The sequence below is a fragment of the Rhodoligotrophos appendicifer genome (genome assembly GCF_007474605.1).
GTDB classification, from domain to species: Bacteria; Pseudomonadota; Alphaproteobacteria; order Rhizobiales; family Im1; genus Rhodoligotrophos; species Rhodoligotrophos appendicifer.
The window spans coordinates 136,621-154,003 of record NZ_VHKL01000008.1 but is presented as its reverse complement, the minus strand read 5'-3'; the positions used below and the strand labels follow the sequence as shown (position 1 = coordinate 154,003).

The 17,383-nt window shown below is 61.7% G+C and carries 19 protein-coding genes; 7 read left to right on the top strand and 12 right to left on the bottom strand.

The genetic code is table 11. From position 1 onward, the window contains the following. Positions 1–78 precede the first annotated feature (78 nt). The 3 genes from ehuR to FKM97_RS18275 all read left to right on the top strand — a co-directional run bounded on the left by ehuR (position 79) and on the right by FKM97_RS18275 (position 2,957). On the top strand, positions 79–1,512 hold the full coding sequence (ehuR, locus tag FKM97_RS18285) for a MocR-like ectoine utilization transcription factor EhuR (protein WP_170240986.1): 1,434 nt from the start codon (positions 79–81) through the stop codon (positions 1,510–1,512). A gap of 13 nt (positions 1,513–1,525) precedes the next feature. After that, positions 1,526–1,843 (top strand): NIPSNAP family protein, encoded by a 318-nt coding sequence (locus FKM97_RS18280; RefSeq protein WP_170240985.1) that lies wholly within the window; start codon positions 1,526–1,528, stop codon positions 1,841–1,843. Between the two features lie 163 nt (positions 1,844–2,006). Then, entirely contained in the window at positions 2,007–2,957 is a 951-nt protein-coding gene (locus FKM97_RS18275; protein ID WP_144293867.1) for an agmatinase, read from the top strand. Between the two features lie 162 nt (positions 2,958–3,119). Here FKM97_RS18275 and FKM97_RS18270 read toward each other — a convergent pair whose 3' ends face one another. From FKM97_RS18270 to FKM97_RS18230, 9 genes are all read right to left on the bottom strand, one after another. Continuing rightward, complete coding sequence (locus FKM97_RS18270) at positions 3,120–4,361, bottom strand: flavin-dependent oxidoreductase (RefSeq protein WP_144293866.1); 1,242 nt, start codon at positions 4,359–4,361, stop codon at positions 3,120–3,122. A gap of 69 nt (positions 4,362–4,430) precedes the next feature. After that, positions 4,431–4,886: a cupin domain-containing protein gene (locus tag FKM97_RS18265; protein WP_144293865.1), complete on the bottom strand. Its 456-nt coding sequence runs from the start codon at positions 4,884–4,886 to the stop codon at positions 4,431–4,433. Positions 4,887–4,898: 12 nt separating this feature from the next. Next, entirely contained in the window at positions 4,899–5,597 is a 699-nt protein-coding gene (locus FKM97_RS18260) for an ABC transporter ATP-binding protein (RefSeq protein WP_144293864.1), read from the bottom strand. Continuing rightward, positions 5,597–6,352, bottom strand: coding sequence for an ABC transporter ATP-binding protein (locus FKM97_RS18255; RefSeq protein ID WP_144293863.1), 756 nt, complete (start codon positions 6,350–6,352; stop codon positions 5,597–5,599). The genes FKM97_RS18260 and FKM97_RS18255 overlap by 1 nt, the downstream gene beginning before the upstream one ends. Continuing rightward, positions 6,349–7,293, bottom strand: a complete 945-nt coding sequence (locus FKM97_RS18250) for a branched-chain amino acid ABC transporter permease (RefSeq protein WP_246105152.1) — start codon at positions 7,291–7,293, stop codon at positions 6,349–6,351. The genes FKM97_RS18255 and FKM97_RS18250 overlap by 4 nt, the downstream gene beginning before the upstream one ends. 1 nt (position 7,294) lies before the next feature. Then, on the bottom strand, positions 7,295–8,212 hold the full coding sequence (locus FKM97_RS18245; RefSeq protein WP_144294025.1) for a branched-chain amino acid ABC transporter permease: 918 nt from the start codon (positions 8,210–8,212) through the stop codon (positions 7,295–7,297). Between the two features lie 122 nt (positions 8,213–8,334). After that, positions 8,335–9,513: an ABC transporter substrate-binding protein gene (locus FKM97_RS18240; RefSeq protein ID WP_144293861.1), complete on the bottom strand. Its 1,179-nt coding sequence runs from the start codon at positions 9,511–9,513 to the stop codon at positions 8,335–8,337. Positions 9,514–9,680: 167 nt separating this feature from the next. Further along, entirely contained in the window at positions 9,681–10,481 is an 801-nt protein-coding gene (locus FKM97_RS18235) for an alpha/beta hydrolase (protein ID WP_144293860.1), read from the bottom strand. 146 nt (positions 10,482–10,627) lie between these two features. Continuing rightward, positions 10,628–11,230 carry a hypothetical protein gene (locus tag FKM97_RS18230; protein ID WP_144293859.1) on the bottom strand — a complete coding sequence of 201 codons (603 nt, stop codon included), beginning with the start codon at positions 11,228–11,230 and terminating at the stop codon, positions 10,628–10,630. A 680-nt stretch (positions 11,231–11,910) separates the two neighbouring features. On the opposite strand from FKM97_RS18230, the gene FKM97_RS18225 reads away from it, so the two are divergent. From FKM97_RS18225 to FKM97_RS18210, 4 genes are all read left to right on the top strand, one after another. Next, positions 11,911–12,465 carry a Ros/MucR family transcriptional regulator gene (locus FKM97_RS18225; RefSeq protein ID WP_144293858.1) on the top strand — a complete coding sequence of 185 codons (555 nt, stop codon included), beginning with the start codon at positions 11,911–11,913 and terminating at the stop codon, positions 12,463–12,465. A 199-nt stretch (positions 12,466–12,664) separates the two neighbouring features. Next, positions 12,665–13,624 carry a cation diffusion facilitator family transporter gene (locus tag FKM97_RS18220; RefSeq protein ID WP_144293857.1) on the top strand — a complete coding sequence of 320 codons (960 nt, stop codon included), beginning with the start codon at positions 12,665–12,667 and terminating at the stop codon, positions 13,622–13,624. A 106-nt stretch (positions 13,625–13,730) separates the two neighbouring features. Next, entirely contained in the window at positions 13,731–14,192 is a 462-nt protein-coding gene (locus tag FKM97_RS18215; RefSeq protein ID WP_144293856.1) for a MaoC family dehydratase, read from the top strand. Positions 14,193–14,472: 280 nt separating this feature from the next. Further along, the gene (locus tag FKM97_RS18210) at positions 14,473–14,955 is read left to right on the top strand and encodes a Ros/MucR family transcriptional regulator (protein ID WP_246105151.1); all 483 of its coding nucleotides are present in this window, start codon (positions 14,473–14,475) and stop codon (positions 14,953–14,955) included. 48 nt (positions 14,956–15,003) lie between these two features. Here the strand turns inward: FKM97_RS18210 and FKM97_RS18205 are convergent, their stop codons facing one another. The 3 genes from FKM97_RS18205 to FKM97_RS18195 form a co-directional block, all read right to left on the bottom strand. After that, the gene (locus tag FKM97_RS18205) at positions 15,004–15,243 is read right to left on the bottom strand and encodes a DUF2188 domain-containing protein (RefSeq protein WP_144293855.1); all 240 of its coding nucleotides are present in this window, start codon (positions 15,241–15,243) and stop codon (positions 15,004–15,006) included. Positions 15,244–15,318: 75 nt separating this feature from the next. Further along, positions 15,319–16,362: an LLM class flavin-dependent oxidoreductase gene (locus tag FKM97_RS18200; protein WP_144293854.1), complete on the bottom strand. Its 1,044-nt coding sequence runs from the start codon at positions 16,360–16,362 to the stop codon at positions 15,319–15,321. Then, positions 16,359–17,321, bottom strand: a complete 963-nt coding sequence (locus tag FKM97_RS18195) for a flavin reductase (protein ID WP_205015167.1) — start codon at positions 17,319–17,321, stop codon at positions 16,359–16,361. The genes FKM97_RS18200 and FKM97_RS18195 overlap by 4 nt, the downstream gene beginning before the upstream one ends. Between the last annotated feature and the right edge of the window lie 62 nt (positions 17,322–17,383).

The window sequence follows — 17,383 nt, the reverse complement described above, 5'->3', positions numbered from 1 at the left end:
GCGCTCGGCACCGTGAGGGACGGAGGGTGCTCGCAGCGAATTTGTATTGCGTTTGAACCTATGATCAACGAGATTTGCATGTCAATTTCAACATTGTCATGCCACAAGCCGCCCCTTCTGATGTGGACACCCGACTACAAAGGCCGCCACGGCAAGCTCTACGTCGCCATCGCTGACGCTCTTGCGGAGGATGTGGCGCGCGGCCGCCTCGCGCCCGGGGCTCGGCTGCCCACCCATCGCGAGTTGGCCTGGCAGCTGAAGCTCTCGGTCAGCACCATCAGCAAGGCTTACGCCTTGGCCGAGCGTCGGCATCTGATCGAGGGGGAGGTGGGTCGCGGCACCTTCGTGACCTCGCGGCCATCGGACCTGCCGCGCCTGGAGCCGAACCGCGTCCAATCGGATTTGATCGATCTGAGTTTCAACAGCCTGGTGGTTCTGCCCAGTCACCACGCCGCGATCGCGGATGCCATGCGCAAGGTCGCCGACAGTGGCAGGGTCGAGGCATTGGTGCCCTATCACCGCCCGTGGCTCGGCATGCCGGAACACCAGAATGCCGCGGCCAAATGGTTGTCGGGACTGGGTGTAACGGCCCAGCCCGAGGACATCGTAATCGTCAATGGCGCCCAGCAGGCGACGGCCGCCATTCTCAATGCGCTGACCGAGCCGGGCGACACCATCCTGCTGGAAGAGCTGACCGACCCGGGGATCCGTTTTCTCGTGGCCAACCGGCATCTGACGCCCAAGGGCGTCGCGATCGATCATCACGGCGTGATTCCCGACGCGTTCGAGGCGGCCTGTCGTTCGGGCCCGGTGCGCGCTCTGTTCTGCATCCCGACCCATCACAGCCCGACGCTGACCGTCATGCCCCTCGAACGGCGCAAGGAGATCGCCGAGATCGCGGACCGGCACGGGGTTGCCATCATCGAGAACGATGTCTGCGGCGCCTTGATGGACAAGCCGCTGCCCCCGATTTCGACCTTTGCCACAGAGCAGGGCTTTTATGTCACCAGCCTGTCGAAGATCGTCTCGGCCGGTCTGCGCATCGGCTTCATCGTGGCCCCGCCCGGGCGGGCGAAGGACCTGCTGCCAGGGCTTGCCTCGACAACCTGGATGGCCTCGCTCTTCGCCGTCGAAATCGCCTGCCGGCTGATCGAGGATGGGGTCGCGCGGCAACTGGCGGACGAACAGCGCGAGGAATTCCGCAAGCGACAATCCTTCGCGAATGACATCCTCAGCGGCTTCCAGATCGCCTCCCTGCCCACGGGACTGCATCAATGGCTGACGCTGCCGGAGAGTTGGCGCGCCGAAGGGTTCGTCTCGGCTGCCAATGCGCGCGGCGTGGCCGTCACGCCGGCCGAGGCCTTCGTCGTCGGGCATGGACCCTCGCCGCAGGCGGTGCGCCTCAGCCTCGGCGGCGCCACGGCCTCACGCGGTGAGCTGCAGCAGGGGTTGGAGGTGCTGGCCGAGTTGCTTCGCGGCAAGCGCCCGGCCGCATCGTTTCTGGTTCTTTGAGAAGGGGAATGGAATGTACGAGTTGAGGCACTACGTGCCCGCACCGGGAAAGGCGAAAGAGCTTCGCGACCGCTTTGCGAACGGCACCATGAAGCTGTTCGAGAAGCTCGGCTTCGAGGTGGTGGAATTCTGGGAGCATGCCGACGGCTCGGGTGAGCTGTGGTATGTGATTGAATGGCCCGACGAGACGACCATGCGTGCGTCTTGGGACGGGTTCCGGAAGAATGAGGAGTGGCAGGCCCTGAAGGCAAGCTCGGAAGCCGGGGGGCCGCTGACCGCCTCGATCACCTCGATCCCGCTGCAGGACGTGGATTTCTTCCGCCGATCCTGAGGACGATCCCACGCGCCTTGAGATCATCATCGACAAGGGCGCAGGGGAAGAGGGCGAGCGCTGCTGGGGCATGGTTTCGAAAGCGTCTTGCTGCTCTAATGATTGACAAGGCGAGGGCCGCCCCGGCAACCTGCGCCGCCGATGAGAAGCGAAGGGGAGGACTATGAGCGTTTCGTCAAAATTCCAGCCGATCGATTCATCCAAGATACCGCGTTACGCTGAGGTCGCGACCTTCATGCGCGCGGCCAAGGTGGAGATCGAAAAGCCGTTGGACATCGCCCTTGCGGGTGTGCCCCTCGATCTGGGTGCCACCTATCGCGTCGGCGCCCGTCACGGCCCCGCCGGCGTGCGGGAGGCCTCGCGCCTGATCCGTCAGGTTAATCCGACCACCGGGGTCGCACCCTATCGTCTCTGCAATATCGGGGACGTGGGCGATGCGCCGACCCATCCCTTGAGCGTCGAGCTCAGCGTCGATATGATCGAGGAGTTCTACAAGCGCATCCACGCCATCGGCGCGGTGCCGCTGTCGGTCGGCGGCGACCATGTGGTGCCCTTGCCCATCCTGCGGGCGATTGCCAAGGAACGGCCCGTGGGGCTGATCCAGATCGACAGCCATGCCGACACCTTCGACACCTTCATGGGCACGAAGATCAATCACGCGACCTTCGTCCGCCGCGGGATCGAGGAAGGGCTGTTGGATCCCAAACGCATCATCCAGATCGGACTGCGGGGCACCCGCTACGGCGACGACGACATCAACTACGGCAACGAGGCCGGCATTCGCATGATGTCGATGGATGAGTATGAAGACCTGGGCCGTGCGGCGGTGATCGACGAGATCAAGCGCGTGATCGGCGATGGTCCGACCTACATCACCATCGACATTGACGGCCTCGACCCGCGCGACGCGGCGGGCACCGCCGTGCCGGAACCGGGCGGCATTTCCATGCGCGACCTGCAGATGATCCTTCGCAAGCTTACCGGCGCGAACATCATCGGCGGCGACATCTGCGAGGTGGTGCCAGGGCTCGACCCGTCGGGGATGACCTGCGTCAATGCCGCGAACTTGCTGTTCGAGATGACCTGCCTGGCGGCCGTGGCGCGCGGGAAGTAGGCTGGCCGCCCCGGGGCAAGGCTTACCTCGTCCTTCGAAACGGCCCTTCGGGCGTCCGCAGGATGAGGTAAGCTGCTGCGGCGGTTTACAGCTTTGCCAAAATGGAAACCCTCATCCTGAGGAGCAGCTGCAAGCTGCGTCTCGAAGGATCCGTCGCGACTGTCAAGGGACGTTCAGGGGAGCTGACTTCCCCTTCGTCGCCGTCGGATACCCCCGGACGATCGCCTCGCGCTCGGCATGCGGGAGCACGAGGTTGACGTCCTCGAAACCGGCGGGTGCGAGTTTTTCCACTGCGTCGATGACCCGCTCCGGGCCGCCCTTGCGGTTGAGATGGACGATCTCGGCCGTTTTCGGCAGCCGCTCGCGCTCATACTCGTAGAGGCCCTGGCGCGGATGGCTGGAACGGGCCAGGGCATCGGCCAGTGCGCGGGCATCGAGGATCGCCTGCGACGCTCCATTCGAGCCCACCGGATACATGGGATGGGCGGCATCGCCCAGCAGTGTCACGCGTCCGAAGGTCCAGCGCGGCAGCGGATCGCGGTCGCACATGGGATATTCGAAGATCTGCGATGTCGCGGCCACCAGCCCCTCGATATCGACGCCGGGGATATGGAAGCGGCGGGCGAAGGACATGACCTCGGCGCGCGGTGCCGGCCGTGACCAGCTGTCCTTCGGCGGCGGTGAGACGGCGGCGTCGGCCAGCTTCACATTGACCACCCAATTGGTGAGCACCCGGCCGTCTTGCGGGGACGCGATCGGATAATAGACGAACTTCGCGCCCATGCCGCCGCCGATGGCCATCGTCTCTCCGTCCTGCCACACCGGCCACTCCGCAGCGCCGCGCCACATGATGACGCCGTTCCATTTGGGCGCCCCCTCGTCGGGATAGAAAATCCGTCGCGCGACCGAATGGATGCCGTCGGCACAGACGAGGATGTCGCCCCGCGCGACTTCGCCCGTGCCGCCTTTGAGGCTGTCGACGAAATGCGCGGTGATCCCGCCCTCGTCCTGCATGAACCCCGACAGCGAGCGGCCGAAATGAAACGCGTCCGCCCCGAGGCGCTCCAGGGCGGCATCAAACAGCAGCTTCTGCAGGCGGCCGCGATGGATGGAATATTGCGGCACCGGATGGCCCGCATGAAGTCCACGCAATTCGCGCCAGACCTCCTGGCCCTGGCGATTGAGATAGATGAGCTCTCGTGTGCGCAGGCCGACCCTGTCCAGAGCGGGCAGGAGCCCCAGCGCCGACAATTCGGCGATCGCGTGAGGCAGGGTGTTGATGCCGACCCCCACTTCCCGGATCTCCGGTGACTGCTCAAAGAGCTCTACGTGAATGCCGCGCGCATGCAACATCAAGGCAGCCGTAAGACCGCCGATCCCGCCGCCCACGATCATGACCTTCATGGAGTATCCTCGTCTCAGTTCCTCAAGCGCGAGCACGGCGGTCGAAGGGTGACCGCTGAACCATGGAGCTCATGCGTCCGGCGGCGGCAGGAAATCGACCTCGTGCTTGGCGGAGACGGCGACGACTTCGGCCGGATTGGCCTGCGGGCCCAGATTGTGGAGGGCCCAGAACAGGTCGAACAGGCGGCGCGACGGCGCGACCCAGAACAGGCATTTCACCTCGCCGCGCGTACGGTTGAAGATGCCGTGCGGCTGTCCCATGGGCAGGCGCACGAGATCGCCGGGCTCCGCATACGCTTCCTCGCCCGACAGGACGAAGTCGAAGCGCCCCTCGAGGATATAGAGGAACTCGTCCTGATGCGGATGGATATGCGGTGGCACGAAAGTCCCGACCGGGAAGGTCGCGTGCCAGGAAAACGAGTTCTCCGACAATTGCTTCGGGACGTAGATCTGGCCGAGGATGTTCCAGCTGATGCCTTCGATCCCTGTTTCGGCTTTGGTGATGCCGGCGGTCATCTTGGTCATGGGGCGTCTCTTTCACACATGCAGGAAGCGGGCTTTGACGTGCGGGTCGTCCATCAGTGCGGCACTCGATCCGGTCCAGACCACGCGGCCCTTCTCGATCACCACGTGACGGTCGGCGAAGCGGGCGAGCTTGTCCACATTCTTGTCGATCACCAGGATCGCCTCTCCCTCTCGTCGGATCTGGCTGAGGCAAGACCAGATTTCGTCGCGGATCAAGGGGGCGAGTCCCTCGGTCGCTTCATCCAGCACCACGAGACGGGGATTGGTCATCAACGCCCGGCCGATGGCGAGCATCTGCTGTTCGCCGCCGGAGAGCTGGTTGCCCATGTTCCCCCTGCGCTCCTTGAGGCGCGGAAAGAGGCCATAGACGGAAGCCAAGGTCCACTTTCCAGGGCCGCGTGGCTGGCGAGCGGTCGCGATGAGATTTTCCTCCACCGTCAGGGTGGGAAAGACCTGCCGGCCTTCGGGAACCAGGCCGATCCCGCGTTGCGCGATCCTGTGCGGTGGGGCGCCTGAGAAATCCTCGCCGTCGATGAGGATGCGGCCCTTCAGCGGCCGCAGGAGGCCGAACAGGGACTTGATCGTCGTGGTCTTTCCCATGCCGTTGCGGCCGAGCAGGGTCACGGCCTCGCCGGCCTCGACGGCAAGGTCGATGCCGAACAGGATCTGGCTTGTCCCATAGGCTGCCTCCAACCCCTCGATCCGCAGCATCAGGCGACCTCCTCCTCGCCGAGATAGGCGGCCCGCACCTCCGCATTGGCCCGCACCGCCTCCGGCCGGTCCGTGGCGATGATGCGGCCATAGACGAGAACGCTGACTCTGTCGGCGAGCGAGAAGACGGCGTCCATGTCGTGTTCGATGAGCACGATCGCATGGGCGCCCTTGAGGCCCCGCATCAGTTCGACGAGAAGGTCCGATTCCTCATGTCCCGTTCCGGCGAGCGGCTCGTCCAGCAGGAGCAGCCTCGGCTTGGTGGCCAGCGCGATGGCCAGCTCCAGCTGGCGCTTCTCGCCATGGGACAGGCTGCCGGCGACGGCATCGGCACGCATGTCCAGGCGGACGGCGCCCAGAGCCTCCATGGCCTCCTCGTTCAAGGCGGCCTCGCGTGAGGCGGCGCGAAAGAACCGGAAGCTGGAGCCCGACCGGGCCTGCACCGCCAAAGCGGCATTCTCCAGCACGGTGAAGTCCGGCAGGATCGAGGTGATCTGGAAGGACCGCGCAATGCCGAGGCGGACCCTCTCGGGAAAGGACAGGCTTGTGATATCGCGCCCGTCGAAATGGACGCTGCCGCTGGTGGAGGTCGCAAGACCAGACAATTGCTGGACGAGCGTCGTCTTTCCGGCCCCGTTGGGGCCGATGATGGCATGCATCTCGCCGGGCTGGACATCGAAGGAGATGTTGTCGGCGACTTTCAGCGCGCCGTAATTCTTGTTGAGATCGCGTACTGAGAGGAGGGGCGGGGTCATGCTCGGGCGCTCCCCATGACGCGGCGGTAGAAGCCATAAAGGCCGCCGCGCGTATAGAGCACGATGAGCACGAGGATGACGCCGAAGCCGAGCTTCCAGTGCTCCGACAGCGCGGGCAGCCATTCTTCCAGCAGGATGAAGCCTGCAGCCCCGAGGATGGGGCCGATGAGGGTGCCGGTGCCGCCCACGACCACCATGGCGATGAGCTCGCCCGAACGCTGCCAGGACATATAGGCCGGCGATACGAATTCCGCCTGATTGGCCAGCAGCACACCGGCCACACCGGCCATGGCCCCGGAAATGGCATAGGCGGTGAGCTGGTAGGGAAACGGCGAGAAGCCGACCGACTGAACCCGGATCGGGTTCTCCCGCGAGGCGCGGATGACGCGACCGAAGCGGGATCGGGTGAGGGCATGCGAAAGGAAATAGAGGCCCACCAGGCAGGTCAGCACGACGTAGAAGAACGCGAAGTTGTTCGCAATGAGAGGGGCGCCGAAGAGGGTCGAGCGCCCCGGCAGCGTGATTCCGTCATCGCCGCCATAGGCGGCCAGCGACACCATGACGAAGAAGGCCATCTGTCCGAAGGCCAGCGTGATCATGATGAAATAGACGCCTTTGGTTCTCAGCGAGATGGCACCGGTGGCCAGGGCGAAGAGGCAGGAGGCGACGATCGCGATCAGGGTCTGAGCGAAGAGATCGGTAACCCCGTGGGACGCGGGGATGGCCACTGCATAGGCGCCGATGCCGATGAAGGCGGCATGCCCGAAGGAGACCATGGCGCCATATCCCAGGATGAGATCGAGGGACACGGCGGCGATTGCGAAGATCATCACCCTTATCGCGATCACCAGGAGGAACGGCTCTCCGGCGAGCAGGAACAAAGGCGGCAGGACCGCGAGCAGGCCGAAGACGGCGATGGCGAGAGCGGTGGGCGTTCTCACCTCAGCCTCGCGTCCGAAACAGGCCGGAAGGGCGGAAATACAGGATGGCCGCCATCAGGATGTAGATCAGCATGGGCGCGAGCGTGCGCCCGGTCTGGGCCGCCGCACTGGGATCCAGCAACAGGCGCAGGACGATCGGCCCGAAGGTGCGCCCCACCGTGTCCACGAGGCCCACCAGGATCGCGGCGACGAAGGCACCGCGGATCGAGCCGATGCCGCCGATGACGATGACCACGAAGGTGAGGATGAGGACGCTGTCGCCCATGCCGGGATCGACCGACAGGATGGGCGAGACCATGGCGCCGGCAAATCCCGCCAGCATGGCGCCGAAGCCGAAAAGGATCATGAACAGGCGATGGATGTCGACGCCCAGCGCCGAGACCATGGGGCTGTTCGAGGCTCCGGCTCGGACCCGCATGCCGATGCGGGTATGGTTGATGAGCAGATAGAGGCCGAGAGCGGTCGCCAGCCCTGCGCCGATGATGGCGAGCCGGTAGATGGCATAGCGCAGATTGCCGATGAGCGGCAGCGAGCCGGACAGGCTGTCCGGGATGGGCACCGACAGGGGTGCGGCACCCCAGATGATCTTGACGCCCTCATTGATGATCAGGATGACGCCGAAGGTCGCCAGCACCTGGTCCAGATGATCCCGCTCGTAGAGCCTCCGAAAGATGAGGAATTCGAGCAACAGGCCGAACATCAGGGCCGCGGGAAGGGCGAGCAGCAGGCCGAGATAAAAATTGCCCGTATAGGCGACGAAGGCGGCCGCGAGATAGGCGCCCACCATGTACTGAACGCCATGGGCGAGATTGATGAAGTTCATCACCCCGAAGACGAGGGTGAGCCCCGCAGCGACGAGGAACAGCAGGATGCCGAACTGGATGCCGTTCAGGACCTGCAGGAGGAAGAGGTTGAGCATGAATTCCCGCCCCTTTTCGTCATCCTCGGGCGTGACCCGAGGATCCAGGATTTCGGGGGAAGAATGGTGCCGGTTGTCCTTCATCCTCGGGTCGAGCCCGAGGATGATAGTCTGACCGATGTTTACTTCATCTGGCATTGCGCGGCATAGGAATCGGCGTAGTCGGTGAAGATCGTCTCGACGATCTCCGTCTGATACTTGCCGTCCGGGCGCTTGGCGGCCTTGACCAGATAGAAGTTCTGAATCGGGTAGTGATTGGGGCCGATCTTGAAGTCGCCGCGCAAGGACTGGATGTCGGCGGCCTCGAGCCCCTTGCGGATCCCGTCCGCATTGGTGAGGTCGCCATTCACGGATTTGACCGCGGCGTCGATCATCAGCGCCGCATCATAGGCCTGCATGGCGTAGGTCCCCGGGACCTTGCCGTACTTCGCCTCATACGCCTTCACGAACTCCTTGGACTGGGCGACGTCCAGATCCGGTGCCCAATTGGCACCGCCGAAGAAACCGACGGCGGCATCCTTCGTTGCGGGCAGCGTGGTCTCGTCCACCGTGAAGGCGGAAAGGAAGGGGATGTTCTCGAGTCCCGCCTGGCGATATTGCTTCACCAGATTGACGCCCATGCCGCCGGGCATGAAGGCATAGACCGCATCGGGCTGCGCGGCTGCGATCTGGGCCAGTTCGGCGGAGAAGTCGAGCTGCCCCATGGGCGTGAAGATCTCTTCGACGACTTCACCCTTGTAGGAATGCTTCACGCCGGCGATCGCATCCTTGCCCGCCTGATAATTGGGAGCCAGCAGGAAGAGCTTTTTATAGCCCTTGTCCTGAGCATACTTGCCCAGGACCTCGTGGACCTGGTCGTTCTGATAGGACGAGACGAACAGATTGGGATTGCAGTCCTTGCCCGCGAAGTTCGAGGTGCCGGCATTGGGGCTGATTAGAAACTTGCCGCTATCGGTGACCGGTTTGGCGATGGCCTGCAGAATGTTGGAGAAGATCGGTCCGACGACGAAATCGACCTGATCGCGCTCGACCAGCTCCCGGGCGCGGTTGACCGCGACATCCGGCTTCTGCTCGTCGTCGATGACGATGATTTCGGTGTCCAGCCCGCCGAGCTTGTTCTTGAGGATATCCGCAGCCAGCAGAAACCCGTCGCGACCCTGTTCGCCGAGGACGGCAGCGGGTCCCGACAGGGTGAACATGAGGCCGATCTTGAGCGGCTTGTCGGCCGCAGCCTCCGCCGTGACGGCTCCACCAAAAAGGATAGCGGCCATGCCGATGGCCATCATGCGACGCAGCGTCATTCCCGAAGCCTCCCAATCATTCGGATTGTGGCGTGCCTCGTCTGTGTCTCAGACGATATGGAGCCGCATTATCCGGAAATTTTTCCCCTCTTTCCCTTTGCACAGAACGCGGGAGGTCGCAAGACGGCGATGGGATTGTGCGTGGCGCACTGAGGTGAAGGGAGGCTCTAGCGCGCCATGTCGAGAACGGCTTGATGCAGCGTGCTGCCGGACCTGCAGAGGGTGCGCAGGATGGTGAAGTGATCATCCTCCGGCGTCACCATGAGCGTGCTGCGGCTTCCCGACCGGCGCCAATCGGCATCCATGATTTCGGTCTGCCGCAGGAATTCCGTCGTCTCGCTGGCTCCGGCAGCAAAGAGGGCGGCTGGCATCGGGTCTCTCTGCCGACCGACCACCGAGCGCTGCCGGGCATTATAGGGGTCGAGCTGCAGCCGCTCGTTGAGGGATGTTTCGATCAACGGCAACAGATCATAGACACCACTGAGCCCCACGATGCCGAGGACGCCGGGTGTCTCCGCCATCTCCACCACCAAATGGGCGCCTGCGGAATGGCCGACCAGAAGGGTATTGCAATGGAGACCATGGTGGTGGCGCAGGTGGTTTTGCACTGCCGCAGGGCTGGACTTCACCATTTGCACGAGCTCGCAGAAGGTGACGTCGGGACAGAGAGGGTAATTGACCAGCGCCACGGCAAGGCCGGCCTTGACGAAGGGCTCCGCGATGAAGCGGAATTGCGACTTGTCGCGGCTCTGCCAATAGCCTGCATGATAATAGCAAAGGACCGTGGTCGCCTCACGGTCCCGCGGCAGGAACAGGTCGAAGACCTGACGCTCATGCTCGCCATAGGCGATGTCCCGCTTCGGCGCGAGGCCATCCGTCGCCTGCAGGCTTTCCGCCTCGAAGTCGGCGATAAGCTGCGGATGGCCGTCCCGCCTTTGCCCGGTCAGATACTCGTTCTCCATCGACATGGGACGAGTTTTGCCCCGTTACGGACGAGTTGCAAGAGACCGCAACGTCACGCCTCTGGCTGGGGGGCGCCGCACCCGATCGAGCAGGAAGCCGAGATCGAGTGCGAAAAAGGGAACATGTCCCCCATCCTGGGACCGGCCCTGTGTTAGAAGAAGCCAAGCAATTCAGCCTCGTAATCACGCTCTTCCGGCGGCACGACCGGCTCCGGCTGCTGCACAGCCACTGGCTCCGGCGTCATCACGGGCCCTGGGCCTCTCACGGCAGGTATTGTTTTCGGAGTGACTCCGAACAACTCGTCTAAATTGATCTTGTCGATGCTCTGGGTGACCTGATCCAGCAGATGGCTTTCGGCCTTCCACTTGACACCTTTGAACTGTTCCAGCGTCGAGCGATAGAATTCGGGATCGATCTCGATCCAGTTGGCGCTCGCGATGCTGATCACCGCACCGAACGCGGCATTGGACTGAAAGTGGCCTCTGGTGAAATCCTCATTGCCGTTGGTCATCCACAGCTCGATCCGATCCTCGCCAGGACGAAAGTTCTGGACATATTGGTCGGGGGCGTTGAGCTGATCAGCGATGATGACCGTGTCGTTCTTGGTATTTTTGCAATCGACCACCAAAACGGCAGGAACGCCATCTGCTTTTCCATAGAACTTCGCTGTGTTTCCAGCGGCTTCGTAGGCCTTTATCAGCAACTGAGTGTTAGCGTGATCTAGGACGCGGGTGTCGGAAGATTGGTCCGTCATTTCATGCTCCCTCTATGTCGCCCCACATGTGGCGAGCGCAGGAGGAAGCTGGAGCAATATCGTGCGCCCAAGCGGGCCGAAAAGCTGCGAAATCTTGTTCAAGATACAACTGCTCTTGTATTTGTGGGCGCCAGCTGCTCCTCCGGCCAAATGTGCTGATCCATCCGAGCGTGAACGCTGAGAAGTGCTTGCCGCCCGCTGCGTCTCCACGATGGAGAGAAGAGGACATCTTGAATCTCGTGGAACACCGGATGATCCACACTACTGCTCAGCCCCAAGAAGGTTTCTTCTCGCTGAATTGTTGGTGCTATGTCGACATCTTCAGTTCGGGCGCGTGCGGACGTATTGAAATCTTATGAATGAAGTAAATGTAAAGAAAATTTATGTTGTGCCGAGAATTGGAGATGAGTATCATAGATATTATGTGATTGAGCATCAATGACCCGGTCCGCGCCGATATCTTTCAAAATGAAATATAGGATTCTTGTCGCGGAAGGGATCGGCGTCTCGTTTGCAATCGCCGGGTGAGTGTAACCAGCATTAAAGTGGGCGATTTTTTGGATGTTCGCTGGTCTCGGAGTAAATCCGACGGGTGTTTTTTTACGAAGACGACGTTAGGCGCTGGCTTTTCCAGTTTTTTTGAATTATGTGCTGGCGCAGAGAGAACTTAGGAGAATTGAATGTCGGAAATGACGCAAAGCGGCTTTTTTGTCGAGCTTACTGCAAACATCGTATCAGCTTACGTGGAAAAGAACTCTGTTCCGGCCGGTGATCTCGCAAGCCTGATCGCCTCTGTTCATGGGGCGCTTAATGCTCTGGGGCAGGAAAAGCCGGCGGAAAGTTCCGTTCCACTCACACCGGCAGTATCGATTCGGAAGTCCGTGACGCCCGAATACATTATTTGTCTTGAGGACGGTAAAAAGTTCAAATCCCTCAAGCGGCATCTTAATGCGCATTACGGCATGAGCCCCGAGCAATATCGTGCAAAATGGGGTTTGCCGTCGGATTACCCGATGGTCGCTCCTTCTTACTCGGAAGCGAGATCAAATCTGGCGCGCTCGTTGGGTTTGGGGCGCAAGCCTGCGGCCAAGACCGCTGCTGATTCAGCGAAGATCGCGTCCAAGCCCGCGGCCGCACCGGCAAAGAAACCGGCACGGGTCAAGGCGGCGTCTGCAGAGGCCGGAGATCCGGTCAAGCGCGCTCCCCGCAAAGCCAAGATCGCTGAGACGGTCTGATTTAATCCACCGGCAACAAGTGATCGGGCCACCGGTCACTTCTCTTGCTGAAGGGAGCGTGTGGGAAGGCCGTCGCGGCCTTGACCTGGCTCGCGCCTTTCATGCACTCTCGAAAGCCAGGACGTCGGTGATGCCGAAATCATGACCGGGGAACAGGCGTCCTTGGCAATCGATTAGACCTGCTTAGTCATGAGGGCCCATGGCGGCTCCATCAGCCTCCAAGAAGGTGGTGTATGCAGCTCTGATCGGCAATTTGCTGATTGCGGGCACGAAATTTACCGCGGCTGCCTTGACCGGCAGCTCCGCAATGTTGAGCGAGGGTGTCCATTCCCTCGTCGACAGCGGCAATGAACTCCTGCTTCTCTACGGCCTGAAGCGTGCGGCTCGACCTCCCGACGCAGCACATCCTCTCGGCCATGGTCGAGAGCTTTACTTCTGGAGCTTCATCGTCGCTCTCCTGGTGTTCGCCCTCGGCGCGGGCGTATCGCTCTATGAGGGTGTCATCCACATGATGGCCCCGGAGCCCAGCACCTCGCCTCACGTGAACTATGCGGTACTTGGCATCTCGGCCGTCTTTGAGTTCGGAACATGGTGGGTCGCACTCAAGGAGTTCCGCCGCAGCAAGGGAAGTCTGGGCTACTTCGCTGCAGTGAGACGCAGCAAGGATCCAACGACATTCACGGTCTTGTTCGAGGACACTGCGGCACTGTTGGGCCTGGCAATCGCCTTTATCGGCATTGCAGCCTCCGACTACTTCGAAGCCCCCGAACTCGATGGCCTTGCCTCCATCGGCATTGGTCTCCTGCTGGCGGCCACGGCGATGTTCTTGGCGCGCGAATGCAAAGGGCTGCTGATTGGCGAGCCGGCCTTGCCTCATGTCGAGGAGGAGACGTTACGGCTTGCGGCAGCGGACCCTGCCGTTCAGCGCGCCAACGGAGTTCTCACCATGCATATGGGTCCCCAACAGATCGTGGCCCTGTTGAGCATCGAGTTTCACGATAATCTGACGGCGCCCGACATTGAAGCCTGCATCGAACGGCTCGAAGCTCGGCTAAAAGAACGGCGTCCCGAACTGACGACGATATTCGTCAAACCGCAGACAACGGGCGTCTGGTCGGCACGGCGCAAGGCGATCCTCGATGCGGATCAGGACGAATGATCGAAAGGGAAGGGGACGGTCGGTCGTGGTCTCGCTCTTCCCGATGCGCGAAGGGTTGCCGAACCGGTAAGGTCTCCTGTATCTCGGCACGGTTGAAGGAGACGCCATGTCCGGTTCCCGAGAGTTCGACCCGCAATGGGTCCCGCCATTCCGTGTCGGTGAATCGTTCAAGCGCCAGCTGACTTTCGACGCCGACTCGATCCGAGCCTTTGCCGTGATGGCTCATGACGTAAATCCCCTGCACACGGATGAGGAAGTCGCGAACAGGAGCCGTTTCGGCGGTCTGATCGCCAGCGGCACACATTCGATGTCGTGGCTCATGGGAGAACTCGCGGAATTCATAACTGGTCGATCTGCGTCCGTCGGTCTCCAATTCAACATTACCCTGCGTCGCGCCGTGCGGGCAGGCGAGGTGATGAGTGCCGAGTGGACGGTCGACAAGCTCTATCCCAAGGAGAGCCTCGGAGGCCATCTCATGGAGCTGACGGGGCAGTTGATAAACAGTGACGGTGAGCCGGCTGTGATCATCAAAGGCACCAGCTTGGTCATGCCTGGTAACCCGGAATAGGCCCACAAGAACAATCAGCAGTAGAATTTTCCTCCTTGCTTCGAATCAGACGGCTTTGTCGCGCCAACCGATCTGCATTGCATCGAAGTTGAGATGATTTAAATAATGTTGCTCCCGGCACAGTGTTGCTGGAACTTAATTGACTTTATGTTCGTTAAAGCCTGACAAGTGCACGGATGTCTGCAGGGGCGGACCGGAATGGTCGAAGACATCGTGAGAATTCTGGCAGTTGAGATCTCAACGTTGCTGGCAAGCAGCGTGAAGAGTTAAAGCGAGAGGGATGAAGATGGACGAGACGAATGACGAGCCGCAAGTCGAGTTAACGGCTCAAATTGTGTCGGCCTATGTGGCGAAGAACTCGGTCCAGCTCAATGATCTGCCGAGCCTTATTGCGTCCGTACACAAGGCTTTATCTGGTTTGTCCACCGATGGAGCGGCTGAGCCTGTGACGCTCACACCGGCGGTTCCGGTGAAAAAGTCGGTCACCCATGAATTCATCGTCTGCCTGGAGGATGGCAAGAAGTTCAAGTCCCTGAAGCGGCACCTGAGCACCCATTACAACCTGACGCCTGAACAATACCGTGCGAAATGGCAATTGCCGCCGGACTATCCCATGGTGGCGCCGGCCTATGCCGAGGCGCGATCCAACCTCGCTCGTGCGCTCGGACTGGGCCGCAAGCCCAATCCGACCAGTGAGGCTTCGACGCCCACTGCGGCTAAGTCCAAGAGCAAAGCTGCTGGTGCGACCAAAGACGCGAATTAACGCGCTGAGGGCTGAGACAGGCGCCCCGGGGGCCGTTGCAGGTCGTTGCTAGGTGACGACCTCCGTATCGGGCCTGTCGCTGCCTCGGGCGACCTCTTGGTGCCAGCGGCCATTCTCATCTTCATACTCGATGATTTCCGTCTCACCAGGGACTCGCTGCTCAGCGGCGACCCTGCGTGCGGCGGCTATGGCCGATTCTCGGCTGGGAAACGTCTCGGAAAACACGTCGTCCAGCTTATAGGCCCAGCCGCCATCATGTTCGACGACTTGGTAGACGATCCCGGTCATGAATGCCTCCTTCTGCATGTCGACAATGAACTGCAATCGACGGAGTTGGTTGCGCCACTCATCGTGGCGTCGCAATCATGTCCCCGGGAACGCGGGCATTACCTCTGAGATGAAGCGCTGCAGCGAGGCCTTCTTGCGCTGGAATGACATTCCGCTGTCGATCCAGATGCTGAACTGGTCATACCCCAGCGCCTCGTAGCCGCGAACCCGGTCCACGACGGTGCCGGCAGTGCCGATGACCAGATTCTTGATCATGAGCTCAGGGCTGACCATGGGATTGGCCTCGATCTCCGCCTCGGTCAGCGGTGCAATGAACCCGCGCTCGACCGGCCTCGTATTCTTGAACCAAGCGCCGAAATACGCATAGAAGCGGGCGAGTTCTCGGGCGCCCTGCTGCACGTCGGCTTCGTCGGAGGCGACATAGGTGTGTTGCAGGAGCATGATCTTCGGCCTCGGAATCTCCGGATGGGCCGCACAGGCATCCTTGAATCTCTGCATGAGCGAGGCGACCTCCTCGTCGCCGCTCGACAGAGGTGTCACCTGGACATTGCATCCTTGCGCGACGGCGAAGTGATGCGAGTTCGGATCGCGAGCCGCTACCCAGATCGGAGGACCCCCGGGCTGCGCCGGCGCAGGAACGCTGGTGGTCGCGGGGAAGGACCAGTACTGGCCCTCATGGGCGTAATCACCGCGCCACATCTGCTGAACGGCGGGAATAAGCTCGCGCATCCGCAGCCCCGCTTCCGTGGCGTCGAGATTGTCGCCCAGGCGTTGATACTCGAAGGAGTAGGCGCCGCGGGCGATCCCCACATCGAGCCTGCCGCCCGTGGCGATATCGGCCATGGCGCACTCGCCGGCCATTTTGACGGGGTGCCAGAAGGGCGCGATCAAGCTGCCCGTGCCCAACCTCACCCTTTCCGTTTTCGCTGCGAGATAGGCGATGTTGATCAGCGGGTTGGGCGAGATGGTAAACTCCATCCCGTGATGCTCCCCGATCCAGACCGCATGCATGCCGCCGCGCTCGGCGATCTGGACCAATTCCGTAAGCTCGTCGAAGAGCTGGGCATGGGAAACATCCGGCTCGTTTCGTTCCATATGGACGAAGAGCGAGAATTTCATGGCTGCATCACTTGTTGAGGTTCGCTGGTGGACAGCAGATTGACCGAACCCCGGTCGACATTGCCCACATAGACCCCGAACACATCTTGGCGGCGCTCGCGGATATAGCGCTGCAGCATGGCGCGGTTGGCCCGATCCGGGATCCGGTCGAAGGGGATGTCCTCGAAAGCGATGAATTGCTGCCGCGCCGGATCGCGCACCTCGCTGGCTTGGCCGCGATAGAAGATGTTGTGTTTGCCGGTATCGGGATCTTCGAAGACTGCGAAGAGAAATGACAGCTGAGCATCCACGCCTTGCGCGGCCAGGACACCCAGGAGACTGTCGGCTTCGGATTTGGGGCCCAGCCTGTCGGCGACCGGCAGTTCCAGAGCATGCGTGGCCGGGTCTTCGAAGAGGAGGATCGCACCCTCTGCCTCGATGATCGCCCCGATCTGCGCCGTCCCGGGGAGCTCCGCGGCAGCGATCGCCTGCGACGCCAGCCCGAATGTGACATAGGCGCCGCGGCAATATCCCAGCGGACTGCGGCCGGAATAAGCGTAATCGACCACCGCGCCGACGAGAATGACGTGGTCCCCCGCGTCGATGCGTTGATGCATGGTGCAATCCAGCCAGGAGGTCGCGCCATCGATGATCGGGCTGCCGGTCGTGTGGCCGGTCCAGCTCACGGAATCGAACTTCGCACCCGTTCTCGATGCGAAGGCTCCGGAAACGTCCTTCTGGTCCTCCGCGAGGATGTTGATCGCGAATTGATCGGTCGACATGAATGCCGGATAGCTCGATGCCGAGCGCGCCAGGCAAACCAGGACCAGGGGCGGGTCCAGGGAAACGGAGGAGAATGAATTGGCCGTGAACCCGCGGGGCTGGCCCTCGGCGTCCATCGTGGTCACGACTGTAACCCCGGTGGCAAATGTGCCGAAGGCGTTGCGCAGATCCCGCTGATCGATCGTCGAGCTACTCACGATAGGCTTTCCCTTGAATCTATCGGCCAAGCGTGCGGCTCCAAAGTCCGCCCGAATGGATA